Source organism: Xanthomonas sp. WHRI 7065, assembly GCF_040203115.2.
In the GTDB taxonomy this organism is placed as follows: domain Bacteria; phylum Pseudomonadota; class Gammaproteobacteria; order Xanthomonadales; family Xanthomonadaceae; genus Xanthomonas; species Xanthomonas arboricola.
The window spans coordinates 2,583,640-2,601,514 of sequence record NZ_CP168194.1 but is presented as its reverse complement, the minus strand read 5'-3'; the positions used below and the strand labels follow the sequence as shown (position 1 = coordinate 2,601,514).

Below are 17,875 nucleotides of genomic sequence, written 5' to 3'. Positions count from 1 at the left end.
CCTAGAAACGCCAGCGAAAACTCACCCGCACGTTGCGTGGTTCCAGCGGATGGTAGTGGATATCCTCCACGCCCTCCTCCGGCTCGCCGGGCAGGCGCGAGGCATAGAAGTAATCGATATCGTGGTCGTTGGAATCGAGCAGGTTGAACACGTCCAGGTACACCCCGAACCGGTCCCACTCGCGGCCGGCGCGCAGGTTGACCAGGGTCGAACCATCGGACTTCACCGAATTGTCTTCGATCAACGGATACGCGCCGAAATGGCGGACGCGCAAGCTCGAGAACCAGCCGCTGTCCAGGCGCGCGGTGATGCCGGCGGACACCACCAGCGGGATCGAACCGGGGATCTTGCGGCCGGCCGGATCGGAATCGCTGAAGCGCGCCTCGGTGTAGGACGCATCCAGGTCGCCGGAGAAGATACCGTTGCCGAACCAGTACACGCCCAACTCGATGCCTTCGCGCCGGCTCGGGCGGCTACCCTCGGTGGTGCCGGCGTCGCCGACGAACAGCAGTTCCGAGTCCAGATCCAGGCGCCACAGCGCGGCGGTGGCGTGCACACGATTACTGAAGTAAAGGCGCGCGCCGAGCTCGTAGCCGGTGGAATCGACCAGCGGATCGACCCGGTCGACCGGCTCGCGGCTCACCGGGTCGAGCACGATGGTGGTGCCACGCGCGTCGTTGGAATGAAAGCCCTGGCCCGCGCTGAGGTAGAGCTCCATTGCCTGGACCGGCTTCCACGCCAGGCTGGCCTTCAGCGAGGTCGCGCTGTCGTCGGCCTTGCCGGAGTTCACCGGTAACGAGCGCGAATCGACGTCGAAGTCGTAACGGTCATGACGAATACCGAGATAGCTGCGCCAGGCGTCGTTGAAATGGAACTCGTGCGCGGCGAACACGCCCAGGCTGCCCTCTTCGACCGCGTCGTCGCGCACCGTCGACAGCAGCTGCCGGGCCCGGGTGCGGAACAGGCCGACGCGTCCGATGTCGTCGAAACGTCCCTCCGCGCCGACGCGCCAGCGGCTGCGGCCGGCGGTCCATTGCTGCGACAGTGCGAATCCGTAGATGCGTCGCTGGTCGACCTGGCGGAACTCGTCGCCGTTGTCCGGATCGTCGAGGAAATAGGCGAAGTTGGAATACAAGCTGAGGTCGTAGTCGATCGCATACGCGCTCGCCGCCAGTTCGCCGCCCCATGCCGGGCCGTGCCAGTCCGCGGAAATGCTGTAGCGCGAGGAGGTTCCGCCGACCATCGTGTCCAGCGAACCGAGTTCGTCGATCAGCCCCTGCTCGACCGCGCGGCGCGGGATCTGGTCGGCGGAGTTCCAGCGGTTGTGGTAGCCCATGAGGGTCAGGCTGCCGCGGCCGCCAGCGATGTCGGCGCTGTACTTGAGCAAGCCGTTGAACTTGCGCACGTCCTCATCGATGTCGGTCCAGGGGCCGTCGTTGCGCAGGAGCTCGGTGCCGTAGAGAAGCGAGCCACCGCCGGCGCTATCGACCGAGTCGACGACAACGCCGCGCAGGTAGCCGTTGCCGCCCGCGGTCAGCTCGGCGTGGCCGCGGTCCAACCGGTCGGCGATGCGAAACCGTGCCGAACCGGCCGAGGAAAAGTCGCCGACGTCGGCGTAGTACACGCCCTTGCGGTACGTGAGTTCGTCGACCGCTTCCGGGATCAGGAAGTTGAGATCGGTATAACCCTGGCCGTGACCGTGGGTGCGCATGTTCACCGGCATCGCATCGACGAAGGTGGCGAAGTCGGTGCCGTGGTCGAGATTGAAACCGCGCAGGAAGTACTGATTGGCCTTTCCGCTGCCCGAATGCTGGGTGGCGACGACGCCGGGCACGAATTCGAGCAGGTCGCCGCTGCGCAGCAACGGGCGCGCGGAAAACTCGATCACGCCGACCGATCCCTCCGACGCGCTGATCGCTTCGCCGACCAGGTTCTGGCGGCGGCCGAACACCTGCACGCGGTCGAGATTGGTGGTGGTGAGTTCCTCGTCCTGGGGGGCGACAGTTTGCGCGATCGCTGCCGGTGCGGCCAACGCGATCGACAAGGCGAAGGCCAGGCGGGTGACATGACGGGGATGCACGTCGTCCCTCGATCGGAGCGACGATAGGACACTTGGATGAGCACGCAACATTTCGATTCCTCGGTGCGGTCCGCGGACGTGCATGCGACGCCGTCGCCGCCCGTTTGGGGCAGGCGCAACAGCGCGGGCTGTGAAGCTGCGGCAATGCAGTGCGGATTCGTTTCGCGCCCGCCGCATCGCAGCCGCGGCGGAGGATGCTCGACGGCGTCGGACGCTCAGCGCGGCGGGCGTTCACCGGGCAGGCAGTACCGCGCGATCAGCGCCAGCAGCGGCGGGCCCGACGGTGCGGCGGACGACAGGTCGTGAATCGGCAGCAGCAGTTGTGCCGGCAGCAGCATCGGGCTGATGTCGCCGGAGCGCATCAGCAATTTCGCTGGAAGTTGCGGACCGTCGTCATCGACGTAGACCACGCCGGTGGTTCCGGCGGCGTGGCGGTGATAACCCACACCTGCCGCGTGGGCCAATGCGTGGGACAGGATCTGGATGTGCGAGTGTTCCGGCCCGGCCTCGGCAGCGAACGCGTCTTCGGCTGGCGACGAATTGGCAGTCGGGCGCAACGGCGTATGCGCGTCCGCATGCTCCAGCCACAGGCGCAAATGGTCTACGCGTGCAGGCAGGGCGATCTGGGCAGCCACGCCGGCGTCACCGGGTGTTTGTGCTTGCATCGCTGGCGCCGCGTGCGGGCGACGGGCCGTCGCGGCAGCGCCCTGCCCGTGCACGCACGCGTTCAACCATCGGCATGGCGAGTGGTCGCCGACACCGTCACGCTGCGCTTGCGATGCAACGTGCGTGTGCGCGGGCCATAGCAGCCTGGTCACGGTCTGGGTCGCGATCTGGAACGACATCAGCATCGCCAGTGCCAGTGCGACCGCCAACGCGACAATGCGGTGCGAGCGCACCGCGTCGATGAAGCGTCGGCGAGTGCGGTACCGGGGTTTCATCAGCCGAGCGACGACCGACGCTTGCATAGGGTAGCGTCCGGTGCATGCACCTTCGCACGCATCCGTCGCGATGCGGCGGAATCGACGGCACTGCTGTAGCGCCCGGCATGGGCCGGCACACGTTCGAACACCTCGCTGGCCGATGCAGTCGCCGAAAGCAACAGCCCATTGCGTTCCTTGTCCATCCAGCATTCCTCCTTCGGCTTCGGCCAGGCGCAAGCGCCTGTCGCCATCGGTCGTCCGATCCGCTCGGTGATCTTGCCTCAGTCAGGCTTGCCAGCCCCCGGCTTGCGCGACAGGCGCGCCCAGCGCAGTGAATTGAGGATCACCCACCCCATCGAAACATGGTGCAGCACGTCCATCAGATGCGACATGAGCCCGATCCGTTGGCCGGCGACCCAATGGCTCAGGTGATGCAGCAGCATCAGCAGGAACGCCAGGATCGCCGTGGACGTCTCCACCCAGCGGAAGATGCGGCTGGACCCGAACGCATAGACGCCGATTGCGGAGAACAGGTAGACAGCGGACAGGATTTTCAGCACGAACACGCCGTCGTAGCCGGGATCCTGGCGCAGAGCGATAAAGTCCGCTTCGGAAAACATGCCGAACAAGGCCATGCTCAACAACGTCGTCGCCAATATCGCCAGCGATGCGATCCATCCAAGTGCGATCTGATGAGCAAGCGACTCTTCTGAGTGTTTCATCGATCTCTCCATGTTGTGCGCGCGCCCGGCCATGGCGGCCTTCGTAGGTCTATCCGATCCGATCGCGCAGATGAGCGGCGATACGTTCCCCTATCACCATGCAGCTGAGATTCGTGGGCACCGTGGGAATGGCCGGAATCAGCGATGCATCGGCGACGGACACATTATCACAGCCATGAATCAGTCCGTGCTCGTCGGCCACGGCCATGCCGTCGCGTTGCGGCCCCATCCGCAACGTTCCCACCGGATGCCACGACGCCCGCACGGTGACGCGCAGCATGCGTTCGAGCAACGGATCGGAATCGACCACCCGCTGGCTGCAAGACATGGGACGGCCGATCAATGCGTCCAGCGGCCGGCTCCTGATCAGGTCCCATGCCATGCGCACGCAGGTCTTCATCCGCTGCAGGTCGTCGTCGCGGTCGAGCAGGTTGAGGACGATGCGCGGAACCAGCGCACCGTCTAGCGGCAAAAATTCGATCCGGCCGGTCGAACGCGGCGCGGCGAGAACGCTCGACAATCCGGACACGACGCCGTCTCCGCCCAGTTCATGGACGCCCGGCAGGTCGTCGGCGTGGATGCCGGCAAGGGCGAAGATCTGCAGATCGCAGCCCTGCGCGGCGTCGGCGCTGGCGAACTGCAGCAGGCCTTTATGCAGGGTGTCGCCCAGCGCGTGTCGGCCTGGCTGCGGCTTCGCCCACAGGCTGACCACGGGATGGTCTTGCAAGCTCTGCCCTACGCCCGGTAGCGCCAGCCGCACCGGGATGCCAGCAGCCGCGAGCGCGTCGGCCGGGCCGATTCCGGAGCGTGCGAGCAACGCAGGCGAGCCGATCGCACCGGCGCACACCACGATGTGCGCAGCATGGAAAACGTCCGTTCCGCTGGCGCTGCGCACCTCCACGCCGGAGGCGTTCACGCGTTCGCCCGCTCCAGTCAGGAGAAGTCGTCGCACCTCGCATCCGCCCTTGATCTCGAGATTGGTGTGATGCGGCGCGTCGCGCAGGTACAACGTGGCGCTGGAACGCCGCCGCCCGGCGACCGCGCTATGGGGAATCGCGCCCACGCCCGCGCTGTCGCTGACTGCCACGTCCACGGTGTGGAATCCGCGCGCGGCACAGGCGGCGATGAAGCCGTCCTGCAGCGGGGACGTGGCAAGCGATGCAGGGTATGCCGATGCCGAGCCGCTGTCGCCGTACAGAACGCGGTCCACGCGCGCGCACCACGGCGATACTTGTTGCCAACCCCAACCGGGGTTGCCTGCCGCTGCCCAACGCTGGTAATCCTCGCGCCGCGCATGCACGGCGACCGAGCCATTGATCGCCGAACCGCCGCCCAGGGTCCTGGCCATGGGATACGGCAGCGTCACCGCCGAGCCGATGCCCTCGTCCCGCACATGCGCCTGCCACGGCCAGTTGTATCCCTGCAGCACTGGAAAGCCGGCGGTCGACAATGCGCGCGGCAGCTCGCCGCCGCCGGCGTCGCCGGCCTCCAGCAACAACACGCGGCGGCGGCCGTCCTCGGCCAGTCGCGCTGCGACGATGACGCCCGCGGTACCGCCGCCGACGACGATGCAATCGTATCGCGCGTGCTTGGACGCATCGTGACGAATGGACATCGGGCGCGCCGCCATCGCAGTGAGGCGTTCAGAGCAAATCGACGACGAACACCACGCCGATGATCGCGATGCCCGCGCCGAGCAGACGCAGATAGCGGGTCAGTGACGGACGCGCCATCATGACGTGACCGATCAGCACGCCGAGCAGATGGATCGCTGTGGTACCGACCAGGAATCCGGCTCCGTAGAACACCGGATCGGCGGCGTGCGGCATCTCCAGCCCGTGCGCGTGCCCGTGCAGCGAACCGAACAACGCGGTCACAGCCATGATCAACCAGCGGTAGCGGTTGTCCTTGACCAGCAGGATGGCGACGCCCAGGGTGAGTACCGACGATGCGATTCCGACTTCGGTGGCGGGCCATTGGTAGCCGTAGATGCCGAACACCGCGCCGACGATCATGGCGCAGACGAATACCGCGGGCACCACGAAGATATAGCGTCCGCCGAGCTGGGTGCTGACGATGCCCACGCTCAGCATTGCCAGAAAATGATCCGGTCCGAAGACCGGATGCATCAGGCCGGACATGAAACCTTCCGCCGCGCTCACGGTATGCGCCGCCGCGCTGCCCGGCCAGCACAGCGCAAGAGCGCATGCGAGCGTCAAACCCCATGGCAGCCATGCGGCCGCTCCGGCATCCTGCAAACGAGTGTGGTGTAAATGCAGCATCAGTCCTCCGTCATGGCCAGCATTTCTTCCAGTTCCTGTGGCGACAAGCGATCCACGATCGCCGGATCCAGCTTGGCGGCGACGTACAGAGACATCTGCCGGATCGTAGCAAACTCGAACATCTTATCCAGCGGAAGCTCAAGTCCGAATTCGCTCTTGATCCGCGCGAAGATGCTGGTGGCGGTCAGCGACTTTCCGCCGATGTCGAAGAAGTTGTCGTTGCTGCCGATGTTCTTCGTTCCCAGCACGCCTTCCCAGATCGCCGCGATGTCGGCCTGGATGCGGCCGCGCTGGTCGGTTGTGGCGACGTGCGCGGCGTCGTCGGGCGGCGTCGCCGGTGCGGGTTCCTGTGCGCCATGGTGCCCGGGCGCGAGCGTGGCCGCCGCACCGAGCCGGTTGAAGGCGGACCGTTCGATCCAGTGGCGCGAACGCTGGAACGGATAGCTGGGAAGCGAGACGCGTCGCGGCGTGCATCCGGCATGCAGACCGTTCCAATCCACGTCCACGCCAGCCATCCACAGCGCCGCGACGGCCTGCAGAAAGACCTTGCGCGCATCATTCACGCCATCGCTATCGCCTGCAGCGGCGACACCGCGAATACGCGGCCGCGCGTCCGTCCCCACTGCGTCGAATGCCGCGCAGGCGCCGATCGACAACACAATCGGATCGCCGAGCCGGTCGATCTTCTGCAGCGCCGAATGGAACTGGACCAGGTTGGACGGTTGGCGTTCCCAGTAGCGCCTGTCGTCGGGCGCGCGGCGCTCGCGTTCGTTACCGCTGAGCACCAGCGCGAGTGCGGGCGGCTGCAACGATGCCTGCGCCAGCAATTGCGCGTACGCGGCGTAACCGGTATCGCCGCTCGCGCTTGCGGCGCGCGCCGTCGACAGCACGGCCGACGCCTGTTGATGGCCGATGCCCAGCGAGTGCAAGCGCTGCGACAAAGCCAGGATCCGCTCGGCGGTTCCACTGACGCCGCACCGCTGCGCGCCGTCCACCGATACGATCCGGCAACCGCACCCATCCACCAGGCCCTGCAACGAGTCCGCCGTCGCGTCCACCGTGCAATGCTGCTCCGGTTCCTGCGGCAGCAGCAGGCGCGCTTGCGCATCCACCAGGGCCAGCGCGGTTTCCAGCGAGAACACCGCGGCCAGGCACGCGGCCACGTATTCGCCCAACGCGCGCCCGAGCAGCGCCGCTGGTTTGATGCCAAGGCTCAGCCACAACTGCGCCAGCGCATACTCCGACGCGAACTGCAGGCCCATGCGTTGCCGCGGCGGCAGTGCCTGGATGTGCGCGGCATCGGCGTGCGTGAGCAGCGGTTGCAAGTCGTATGCGGCGATTCCGAGCAGTACCTGCGCGCAGCGATTGAACGCGTCGGCGAATGCGGGTTCCTGCCGATGCAGGCAGGCGATCGCGTCGATGCGTGCGATGCCCTCGCCCGCCAGCACCAACACCACCTGCGGGGTATGGCGATGGTTGAATTCGCGCAACGGCAGCGCGGCTGCATCCAGGGCGCGTACCGCGTCGTCGCTGTCCTCGCACACCAGCGCTAGGCGCCATTCGTGCGCCTTGCGCCCGAGCTGCAGCGTATGGGCGACGTCCTCCAGCACCAGCTGCGTATCGCCGCGGAGCGCCGCGGCCAGCTCGCCCGCCGCTTGCCGGCAGGCGTCGGAGGTGCGCGCCGACAGCACCAGCAGTTCGCTGCGTGCGGTGCGCGCCCTATCGGGCGTTGCGGGCGCGGCCGGCGCTTCCTCGACGATGACGTGCGCATTGGTGCCGCCGACGCCGAATGCACTGACCCCGCCGCGGCGCGGCCCGCTCGCCGGCGCCGGCCAGTCGCGCAGTTCGGTATTGACGAAGAACGGGCTGTCGGCGAAATCGATCTTGCGGCTCGGCACTGCGGCATGCAGGCTCGGCGGGATCTGGCGGTGGCGCAAGGACTGGATCATCTTGATCAGCCCCGCGATCCCGGCCGCCGAGCCGAGGTGGCCGATGTTGGTCTTGATCGAACCCAACGGACAGCGTTCGCCCGAGGCGCGGGGGCCGCCGAACACCGCGCGCAACCCCTCGAACTCGATCGGATCGCCCAGCGCGGTCCCGGTGCCGTGGGCCTCGATCGACTGGATTGCGTCGGGCCCGCAACCGGCCGCCTCCAGCGCATCGGCGATCGCCCGCGCCTGCCCTTGCGCACTTGGCGCGGTGAAGCCGAGCTTGCGTGCGCCGTCGTTGTTGATCGCCGTGGCCTTGATCACCGCCAGCACGTTGTCGCCGTCGGCGATCGCCCGTTTGAGCGGCTTCAACACCACTAGGCCCACACCGCTGCCGAACACGCACCCCTTGGCGTCGTCGGCGAAGGCGCGGCAGTAGCCGTCGGGCGAGGTGATGTGTCCACTCACGTAGGAGTAGCCCGACGGGCTGACCGTGTTGGCGATGGTCACACCGCCCGCGATCGCGATCTCGCAGTCACGCGAGCGGGTCAGGCTGTGGCAGGCTGCGTGCACGGCGACCAGCGAGGTCGAACACGCGGTGTTGATGCCGAGGCTGGGTCCGGTGAGGCCAAGCTTGTACGACAGCAGCGTGGCCGCGTAATCGGCCTCGTTGAGGCTGAGCATGCCGATCACGTCGGCGTTCCTGGCCAGTTCGAGATTGCCAATCAGGTGCTCGTACAGATAGAAATTGGTGCCCTTGCCGACGAACGCGCCGATCCGGGCGCCGCCGCGTTCGTCCGCGTAGCCAGCGTCGTCGAGCGCCGCGGTCGCGCATTCGAGCAACAGGCGCTGTTGCGGATCCATGATCGCCGCATCGGCCGGGGTGAGGTCGAAGTAACCGGCGTCGAACCGGTCGATGCCGGCCAGCACCACTCCGGCCTTGACGTAATCGGGCGCGGCCAGTTGCAGCGGGTCGACGCCCGCGGCGAGCAAGGCCGCGTCGCTGAACTGGCGCACCGCGCAATGTCCCGCGGTCAGGTTGGTCCACAGTGCGTGGACGTTATCGGCATCGGGAAAGCGCCCGGCCATGCCGATCACGGCCACGGCGTCGTCGTGCCCGTCCGGTGGTGCCTTCGCCGCCGCAGCGGCATTGTGCTGGCGTCTGCCCGCACCGTCCTGGCCGTCCAGGTGCCGTGCCAGCGACTCGATGGTCGTGTATTGCAGCAGCGCGTTGATCGACAATGGCTGCTCGCGGCCGAGGTTGAGTTGGTTCATCACCTCCACCAGGCTCAACGAGTCGCCGCCGACATCGAAGAAATTCGCGCGGATGTGCAACAGCTCCTTGCCCAGCACCCGACACCATACGCTCCAGATGCGGTGTTCAGTTTGCGAGCGTGGCAAGGTGACCGTGTCCGCGGCGACGCGCTCGCCGTCCGACGGCACCGGCAGGCTGTCGAGCAGCACTTTGCCGTTCCCGCTCAGCGGCAGGCCGTCCAGGGCAAGGATGCGCGCCGGCACCATGTAATCGGGCAGACGTTCGCTCAGATGGGTGCGCAGGGCGCTTTCGTCCAGCGCCGCGCCTGCGCTCGCCGGCACCGCGTACGCGACCAGGCGGCTGTTCGACCCCTCGCCGAGTACGCGTACCGCCGCTTCGCGCACCGTCGCGTGCGCAGCTAGGACCGACGAGATCTCGCCGAGTTCGACCCGGTTGCCGCGCACCTTGACCTGCAGATCGTCGCGGCCGAGAAACTCGATCACGCCGTCGTTGCGGTAGCGGCCCTTGTCGCCGGTGCGATACAGCCGCTCGCCGCTGTCGGGATGGACCAGGAAGCCGAGGCTGGTCTTGTGTTCGTCCTTCCAATACCCCTGCGCCAGGCCGCTGCCGCCGATGTACAGGTCGCCGGCGACCCAATCGGGTACCGCACGCAACCCGGCGTCGAGGACGTGGAAGGTCTGGTTCGGCAGCGGTATCCCGTAAGGGATGCTCGACCAGCCTGGATCCACCGCGCCTATCGGAAAGTGGATCGACCAGATCGCGCATTCGGTCGCGCCGCCGAGGCTGACGATGTCGAGATCGCCGGCGATCGCGCGCAGGCGATCGGGCAGCTTCACCGGGATCCAGTCGCCGCTCAGCAAGGCCAGGCGTAGCGAGGGTATCGCGCCGTCGACGATGGACTGCGCGAAATCCACCAGCATGTTCATCAGCTGCGGCGCCGAATTCCATACCGTGACCGACTCGCGCCGGATCAAGGTGTGCCAATGGCCGGGATCGCGTCCCAGCGATGGCTCCGGCACGACCAGCGTGGCGCCGGCCGCGAGCGTGCCGAACAGGTCGTAGACCGACAGGTCGAAGCCGAGGTCGGACACCGCCAGCACCTTGTCGCTCGCTTCCAGCGCGAAGATCCGGTTGATGTGCGCGACCGTGTTGACGGCGGCGCGATGATCGATGACCACGCCCTTGGGCCGGCCGGTGGAACCGGAGGTGAAAATGACGTAGGCCAGGTCCGCCGGCGACTGGCGCCGTGGCGGCGCCTGGGTGAGCGCGGCGCGATCCGGGTCGATGCGCACGTCCACGCGCACGATGCCGCAGGCGAACCCGTCGTCGGGGCATCCCGGCAATGCGAGCACGATCCTGGCCTCGCTTTCAGCCAGTACCTGGTCGCGGCGCAGCGCGGGCCAGCGCGCATCGACCGGAAGATAGGCCGAGCCGGCAAGCATGACCGCCATGACCGCGACCACCTGCTCGGGCCCACGCGCGCCGCAGATGCCGATCAGTTGCCCGGGGGCGGCCCCTGACTGGATCAGTTGCGATGCCAGCGTCGCGCTGTTGGCGAGCAGGCTGCCATAGCTCAGTGCGCGGCCGCCGCATCGCACCGCCAACCGGCCTGGATCGCGCAAGGCCTCGGCCACGAACGGCTCGTGCAGGCAGTGATCCGGGGTTGCCGCCGCGGTGGCGTTCGCGCGCGCGCGGGTGGCCGCCTGCGCGGCAGGCAGCGGCACGGGATCGGTGCTGTCCCAGGCCGCGTCATCCGCGGCCAGGGTGTCCAGCAGCGTGGCGTAGGCGGCGAACATCGCGTCGAGCACGCCCGCCTGGAACAGCGCATCGGATGCGTCCCAGTTCACCAGCAGCTCGCCGCCGATATCGAACACCTGGCAATCCAGCGACACCTGCGGGGTCTGCGAAATGCCGTAGACCATCGGGCCGAAGGCATTGAACGCGTTGCTGCTCTCGGCGCGGCTGCCGTCCAGCATCAGAGTGCTGGTGAACACGATCGGGAACGACGCGTCGAGCGCGGCGTCCTTGCCGCGGTTGAGTTCGCGGATGACGTCCACCGCGTTGAACTGGCGGTGCTCCATGTCGCGCAGGCATTGCGCCTGGACCCGGCCGACACGGTCGCGAAAGCTGCCGCCGCGCGAGGCGTCGATTTCGACCAGCATCAAGGTGGTGAAGTCGCCGACGATGGCGTTCGCCTGCTCATGCAGCGGCAAGCGGTTGAACAAGGTGAGATTCACGCAGAATCGCGGGGTCCCGCTCCAGCGCGCCAGCACGTCGGAGAACGCCGCCAGCAGCAGGTTCGATGCGGTGATGCCCTGCGCGCGCGCGCGCGCCCTGAGCTGGGTCCATTGCGACGGCGCCAGCTTCAGCGTGCGCCGCGTCAACGCATAACGCGTGTCGGGCCTGGCCTTGGACTGCGGCAACGTCGCCGGCCCTGGCAGGGTGTCCAGCCTGTCCAGCCAGTAGCGGCGTGCGCGCTGGTAGGACGGCAGCGCGCGGCAGCGCTCCTCCGCCAGCACGTAGTCTCTGAAAGTCAGCTGCAACGGGTGCGGGGAAAAGTCCGGATCGGCGTAGAACCGTGCCCATTCGCGCAGAATGATCATCATGCTCCACGCATCGATGGTCAAAAAATCCCAGCCCATGCACAGATGCCAGGCATCGCCCGGCAAGCGGATCAATCGGATCACGTACAGCGGCCAGCGGTCGCTGGGAAGGACCAGCTCGGACATCTCCTTGCGAATGCCGGCCAGCGCTTGCGCCGTGCCGGTGTCGTCCAGCCCGGACAGGTCGTGCACCTGGATCTGGTACGGATCGACCCGCGGCAGTACCCGCTGGCGCCCGTCCGCGTCGACGATCGCACGCAACATGCCATGGCGGGCGATCACGTGGCGCAACGCCGCGCTCAGGCGCGCCGGGTCGAGGGCGTCACGGCACGCGAATTCCATGTAGACGTGGGTGGACGTCCCGCCCAGTGCGAGACTGCCGTTGCGACCGAACCAGTACGCATGCTGGACCGGATTCAGCGCAAACGGTTGGTCGGCATCTTCGATCGCCGCGACGGCCTGCGGGTAGTTCTCCGCTGGCGCGAGCGCGGACTGCGCCTGCAGATGACCGATGAGCGCATCCTTGTGTTCGCCCAGGGCGTGCTGCAGCTCGCGGGTCATCACCCCAGGCGCGGCATGCACATGTAACTTGCCGTCGCGCAGCTCGATCCGCACCTGCTTCTCGGCCAGAATTGCCAACAGCTGCTGCATCGACTCGCTCCTCATTGTCCCGGCGCGGACCCGCGTCCGCGCCCCGCGACGCCATGTCGCCTAGCCATGCATCAGCTCCAGGTACTGCGCGATCGTCGCGTCCTCGAACAGACTGTAGTGGGTGCCCGGAACGCGCAGGCAGACGACCTTGCCGGAGACATGCTGCGACCATCCCCAGTCGGCACGATCGTACGCCGGGTGGCCGGCGAATTCCGCAACGACATCCTGTTCGACGCGGACCACCACGACATCGGCCTGCACCGCACCGGGCGAGTAATCCGCCGCGGCCGCGACCTGGTCGCGGAACACCGTGTAGACCGCGGCCAGCGACGTATCGTAAGACAGCTCCAGCACCTGCGAGGCCTTGCGCAATTGCGTGTCAGCATCCAGGCCGGCGAAGGACGACGGCGCCAGACGCTCGACCGGCAGTCCCAGTCCCAGGTCCTGCAGGAACCACGCCAGCAGTTGCTGCGGATCCGGTTCGGCGCGGGGCCACGGCGCGGGGCCGTCCAGCAGCACGAGCGAACTGAGCTGCTCTCCGGCAGCTTGCAGTTGTGCGGCGATTTCGAACGCGAGCACTGCGCCGGTCGACCAGCCGCCTATCGCGTACGGCCCGACCGGCTGGGCACTGCGTATCGCCTGCACATGCCGCTGCGCCAGCGCGGGAATGCTGCGGCGCACAGACGCCAGCGCCGGATCGGCGCCGACCTGCAGGCCATACAACGGACGCTGCAGGTACCGGCCGAGCGCTGCGTACGCCATCACCGAGCCGCCGGCCGGATGCACCAGGAACAAGCCGGTCCCGCGCCGCTCATCGTTGAGACGCACCGCGGCCTGCCCCTGCACGGACGGCGCACCGCCGGACTTCACCCGCGCCGCCAGCGCACGCACCGTGCGCGCGATCCAGAAATCGCTCAGTGTGTAGGTCTGCCCGAACGCCTGCTTGATCGCGGCGAAGATCCGGATCGCATCGAACGACTGCCCGCCGACCTCGAAGAAATCGTCGGTGACGCCGAGCGAATCGAGCGCGAGCACGCGCTGCCAGATGTCGCGGATCTGCCGCTCGATCTCGTCCGCGGCGGGCACATGCGCGCGCGGCGTCACCGCCGCCGGGTCTACCTCCAACGCGGTCCGCGCCAGCGCGTCGCGATCGGTCTTGCCATTGGCCGTTACCGGCAGGCGAGGCAGGATCCGCCACACGCCCGGGACCATGTACGCGGGCAACTTGCTGCGCAGGAAGGCCTCGCAATCGGCCGCGCGCAGGCCGTCGAGACCGGCGACGTGGCCGATCAGTATCCGGTGTGCGTTCGCTGTCGTTCCCACCGTCACCACCGCGTCGGCGATGTCGGGATGTTCGCCAAGCACCGCCTCGATCTCGGCCGGCTCGATGCGATGGCCTTGCAGTTTGATTTGCGAATCGATCCGTCCCATCCATTGGATGCAGTCGCCATCGAGATAACGCCCCAGGTCGCCGGTGCGGTACCAGCGTTGCCCGGTCGCGGCATCGATCACGAAGCTGCGCGCGGTCTTCTCCGGTTCGTTGAGGTAGCCGCGGGCCAGGCCGTGCCCGCCGATCAGCAGCTCGCCGCGCACCCAGCGCGGGCACGGCCGGCCATGACGGCCAAGCACGCGCCAGGACTGCCCGTCCATGGCGTAGCCGTAAGGAATGCTGGGCCAGGTCGGATCGACCGCCGCGATCGGATAGAAAATCGACCAGATCGACGCTTCGGTGGCGCCACCCAGACTGACCACGCTGGCATTGGGTGCGATCGCACGCACCGCGTCGGGCAGTTCCAGCGGGATCTTGTCGCCGCTGAGCATGACCAGGCGTAGATCCGGCAACGACACCGCACGCCTTTGCGCGGCCTCCACAAGCAGACGCATCAGCGCCGGTACCGAGTTCCATACCGTGACCCGCTCGCGTTGGAGCAGGTCGAGCCAATGATGCGGATCCAGGGTCGCGTCCGGATTCGGATAGACCACGCAGGCGCCGGCAGCGAGCGCACCGAACAGGTCGTACACGGAAAGATCGAAGCCGAACGAGGACACCCCGAAGAGACGGTCGTGCGCGGTCACGCCGAAGCGCCGGTTGACCTCGTCGATCGTGTTCATGGCCGCGGCGTGCTCGATCATCACCCCCTTGGGCCGGCCGGTGGTGCCGGACGTATAGATCACATAGGCAAGATCGTCGCCGCGCACCTGCGCCGGGTCGGCCGTGTCGTGCACGGGCTGCGCCGTCGGCGCGAACTCAGCGATCGCCAACGGCGTCACGCCCGCCGGCCACGCGGCGGCAGCGTCGTGTTCTGCCTGGATCAACACCACGCCGCAACCGCAGTCCTGCAGCATGTAGCCGACCCGCTCGGCCGGCAGCGCGGGGTCGATCGGCACGTAGGCCGCACCGACCCGCGCCACCGCCAGCGCGCAGGCCATCAGCTCGCGGCCGCGGTCCATCATGATCGCCACGATTGCGCCGCGGCCGACGCCCCGCGCGCGCAGTTGCGCGGCGCAGGCCGCACTCCATGCGTCCAGCTCGGCGTAATCGACGGTGCCGTGGCGATCGACCACGGCCGCCGCGGCGCCGCCGTCGCGGGCGTTGCGCGCCAGGCCATCGTGCAGGCGCGCGTGCGGATCCCAGTCGGACGGCGAGGAAGCCGTCGCTCCGGCATCGACGCACGCATGCGCAAACTCCACCTGCCGCCGGTCCCAGGCCGCGGCCACCGCCGCAAGTTCGTGTATCCAGCCTTCGAACGCCGCCCACATCGCGTCGATGAAACCAGGCGGGAAGCACTCCTCGATCAAATCCCAGACCGCATACAGGCTGCCGTCTTCCAGCTCGAAGAACTGGTGGTCCAGCACCGTCTGCGAGGTTTCCAGCACCTGAAAATCCGGCTTGCGATAAGCGCGCATCGCCAGCCCGCTGCCGACCACGAACGGGCTGGGCGCGCTGCCGAACGAACCGCGGATGCGGTTGAGTTCCTGCAGCACCTGCATGCCGCCGATCTGCAGGTGCTTGAGATCCTCGAGCACTTGCTGCTGGATGCGCCGGGCGTTGTCGGCGAAGCTCAGGCTTGGGTCGAGCGCGATCTCCAGCGGGTACAGCGAGGCGAAGTTGCCGAGCATGCCCAGCAGATCCGCGTGCACGCTCGGAAAACGCCGCGTCACCATCTGGCTGAGGATGAAGCGATCGCTGTTGCTCCACTCGGCCAGCACATAGGCGTACGCGGCGACGACCGCGTTGGACGGGGTCAGGCCGTACGTTGCCGCCGCGTCCTTGAACGCTGTCCATTGCGCCGCGGGCAGCAGCATCGAACGGCGCTCCAGGTGCGAGCGCCGCCGTCGCGTCGCGGCGACCTGGGACAGCGCCGGCGGCGCGGGAAGACCGGCCAGGCGATCGAACCAGTACGCGCGCGCCACCTCGCCCTCATGCGATCGCGCAAGGTTTTCCAGCGCGAGCACCGCGTCGCGATACGACAGCTGCAGTGACGCGCGGTCCGGAGCGCCGCGATAACAGGCTTCGACTTCCTCGAGCAACTTCGAGGTTCCGAAGCCATCGACGAAAAAACTGTTGTGGTTGTAGTGAACGCGCGAGGTCCGCACCCCGTCCTGGTCCCAGGTGCTGATACGCAGGTCGAACCACGGCCATCGGTCCAGCGGCAGTTCGCTGCGTGCCATCTGTGCACGCACGCGTGCCAGGTGCGCCTGCACGTGCTCGGCGGGCTGGCCGGTCAGGTCGTCTTCGACGAACGCGACGGGTTCGAACTCGGCGAGCATCTGCAGTTCGATCGAGCTGTTGACGACGCACAATTCACGCCGGTGGCGGCGCAAGGCACGGTTCCAGGCACCAGTGTACGCAGCGACGTCGAGCTCCTGGTAGTTGGTTTCCATGTAGGCGTGCGGCCGCACGTGGTACTCCATGTACGGGTCGTCGGCCAGGTAGAAGCCCAGTTGCAAATCCGACAGCGCGAACGGCGCGGAATCGTTGCCGATGTCTGCCTGCGCCGTGACGGCGATCGCCTGAGCGCCGCGGTTGGAGTTCAGCGCCGCCACCAGCGCCGGCTTGTGCTGCATCAGCCGCCGGCGCAATTCGTCGCTGAGCGCACCCTTGGGCGCGCTCAGCGTGAGCTGCCCGCCTTCGGCAGACACACGGATGCCGAGCGAAGACAGTTCTTCCAGCAATGTGCTCAGATCGCTCATCGTTGTTCCGTCCGTGGCCTGTGGCGCGGGTCAGCCCCTACGCGCGGCAAGCGGCGACGATGCCTCCCATCGGCCAGCGGTGGTGGTGATGCGGGTCGGGCACGACCTGCAGCGCCTGTAGACCAGCCTGCTCCAGCGCGGAGCGCCATTCGGGCAGGCTCATGAAACCGCGGTTGATCCGGCTTCCGCGCCCAAGCCGCGCTTTGTTATAGCTGTGGAAAGTGATCGGGAAGATTTCGATGAACAGGAAATCCCGCGCGGGCTGGCGGAAATTCTCGATCATCGCCAGCCAGCCGTCGGCGCTGAGCAGCGTTCCGAGCCATTGCAGCGTCGCCACGACGTCGACGACGTCGTGGGCGACATCGTCGAGTATCACCAGGTCGACCGATCCGGCCGCCGGTGACTGCGTGCAGCTGCCCGCGTCCAGGTCCAGCACCTGGAACTCCATGCGGGCGAATAGCGCCGGCGGCGCGTTCCGGCGAAACCAGTCCTTGCTCCATTCGATCAGGAACGGATTGATGTCGGTGTAGACGTATCGCTCCAGCGCATCGACCGCCGCGATGAAGCCGGGAAGTTCCAGGGCCGTGCGCAGCACCGAACCAACGCCGGCGCCGCACTCCAGCACGGTGATGCCGGAGCGTTGCCGGCGCATGCGCTCGATCAACAGTTCCGCGCCCAGCTGGCGCTCGACCCGGCGCTGCGGCAGGTGCAGGGTCAGCCGCTCCCACAGCGCCTGCATGCGCTGGAACCCCAGGGTATCGCGCAGGATCGTGATGCCGTCGGCGCCGGCCAGCAGGTCCGCGGCGCGGCGCTCGAATACCCCCAGCAATTCGCGCGCGTCGGCCAGCTCCGGCCGGGTCGACACCAGCGCGTCGGCGCTCTGGCGCTCGGCGGCGGCGACCGTCAGCGTACTTGAGGCGCGCACCCTGCCCTGCTCGTCCAGCGTCAGCCGTCCTTCGTCCAACAGATAATCGAGCAAGGCCTTGCGCACGCCGTGGCCGGCGACCGCCGCGGGTTGCGCCGCCGCGTCGTCGGCGACGGAAGGTCCCAGGAATGTCTCGGCGTGCACGTCGTCGGTGCCGACAAGCGCGGCGGCGAACATGCCGCGCGCGGTGTGATCCACCAGCATCCGGATGCCGTCGAGCCCGGCGTCCAGGGCCGGGCCGTAAAGGTGTGAATCGTCGATGCACGGGCGCAAGTCCATTCGGTGGTCCGG

At 67.6% G+C, this 17,875-nt stretch carries 9 protein-coding genes; all 9 read right to left on the bottom strand.

Features of this window, described 5'->3' with window-relative positions:
- Position 1: 1 nt before the first annotated feature.
- The 9 genes from ABQY64_RS10900 to ABQY64_RS10860 all read right to left on the bottom strand — a co-directional run bounded on the left by ABQY64_RS10900 (position 2) and on the right by ABQY64_RS10860 (position 17,863).
- Positions 2-2,080: a TonB-dependent receptor domain-containing protein gene (locus tag ABQY64_RS10900; RefSeq protein WP_349780589.1), complete on the bottom strand. Its 2,079-nt coding sequence runs from the start codon at positions 2,078-2,080 to the stop codon at positions 2-4.
- Between the two features lie 215 nt (positions 2,081-2,295).
- Entirely contained in the window at positions 2,296-3,048 is a 753-nt protein-coding gene (locus ABQY64_RS10895) for a hypothetical protein (protein WP_146097909.1), read from the bottom strand.
- Positions 3,021-3,206 (bottom strand): hypothetical protein, encoded by a 186-nt coding sequence (locus ABQY64_RS10890; protein ID WP_104573359.1) that lies wholly within the window; start codon positions 3,204-3,206, stop codon positions 3,021-3,023. The genes ABQY64_RS10895 and ABQY64_RS10890 overlap by 28 nt, the downstream gene beginning before the upstream one ends.
- Positions 3,207-3,284: 78 nt before the next feature.
- Positions 3,285-3,725, bottom strand: a complete 441-nt coding sequence (locus ABQY64_RS10885; RefSeq protein WP_146011157.1) for a hypothetical protein — start codon at positions 3,723-3,725, stop codon at positions 3,285-3,287.
- 49 nt (positions 3,726-3,774) lie between these two features.
- Positions 3,775-5,340, bottom strand: a complete 1,566-nt coding sequence (locus tag ABQY64_RS10880; RefSeq protein ID WP_180968720.1) for a GMC family oxidoreductase — start codon at positions 5,338-5,340, stop codon at positions 3,775-3,777.
- A gap of 28 nt (positions 5,341-5,368) precedes the next feature.
- Positions 5,369-5,866 carry a HupE/UreJ family protein gene (locus tag ABQY64_RS10875; protein WP_252513574.1) on the bottom strand — a complete coding sequence of 166 codons (498 nt, stop codon included), beginning with the start codon at positions 5,864-5,866 and terminating at the stop codon, positions 5,369-5,371.
- Between the two features lie 140 nt (positions 5,867-6,006).
- Positions 6,007-12,465, bottom strand: a complete 6,459-nt coding sequence (locus ABQY64_RS10870; protein ID WP_349780588.1) for a non-ribosomal peptide synthetase/type I polyketide synthase — start codon at positions 12,463-12,465, stop codon at positions 6,007-6,009.
- Positions 12,466-12,525: 60 nt separating this feature from the next.
- On the bottom strand, positions 12,526-16,659 hold the full coding sequence (locus ABQY64_RS10865; RefSeq protein ID WP_349780587.1) for an amino acid adenylation domain-containing protein: 4,134 nt from the start codon (positions 16,657-16,659) through the stop codon (positions 12,526-12,528).
- A 37-nt stretch (positions 16,660-16,696) separates the two neighbouring features.
- Entirely contained in the window at positions 16,697-17,863 is a 1,167-nt protein-coding gene (locus ABQY64_RS10860; protein WP_349780586.1) for a methyltransferase domain-containing protein, read from the bottom strand.
- Between the last annotated feature and the right edge of the window lie 12 nt (positions 17,864-17,875).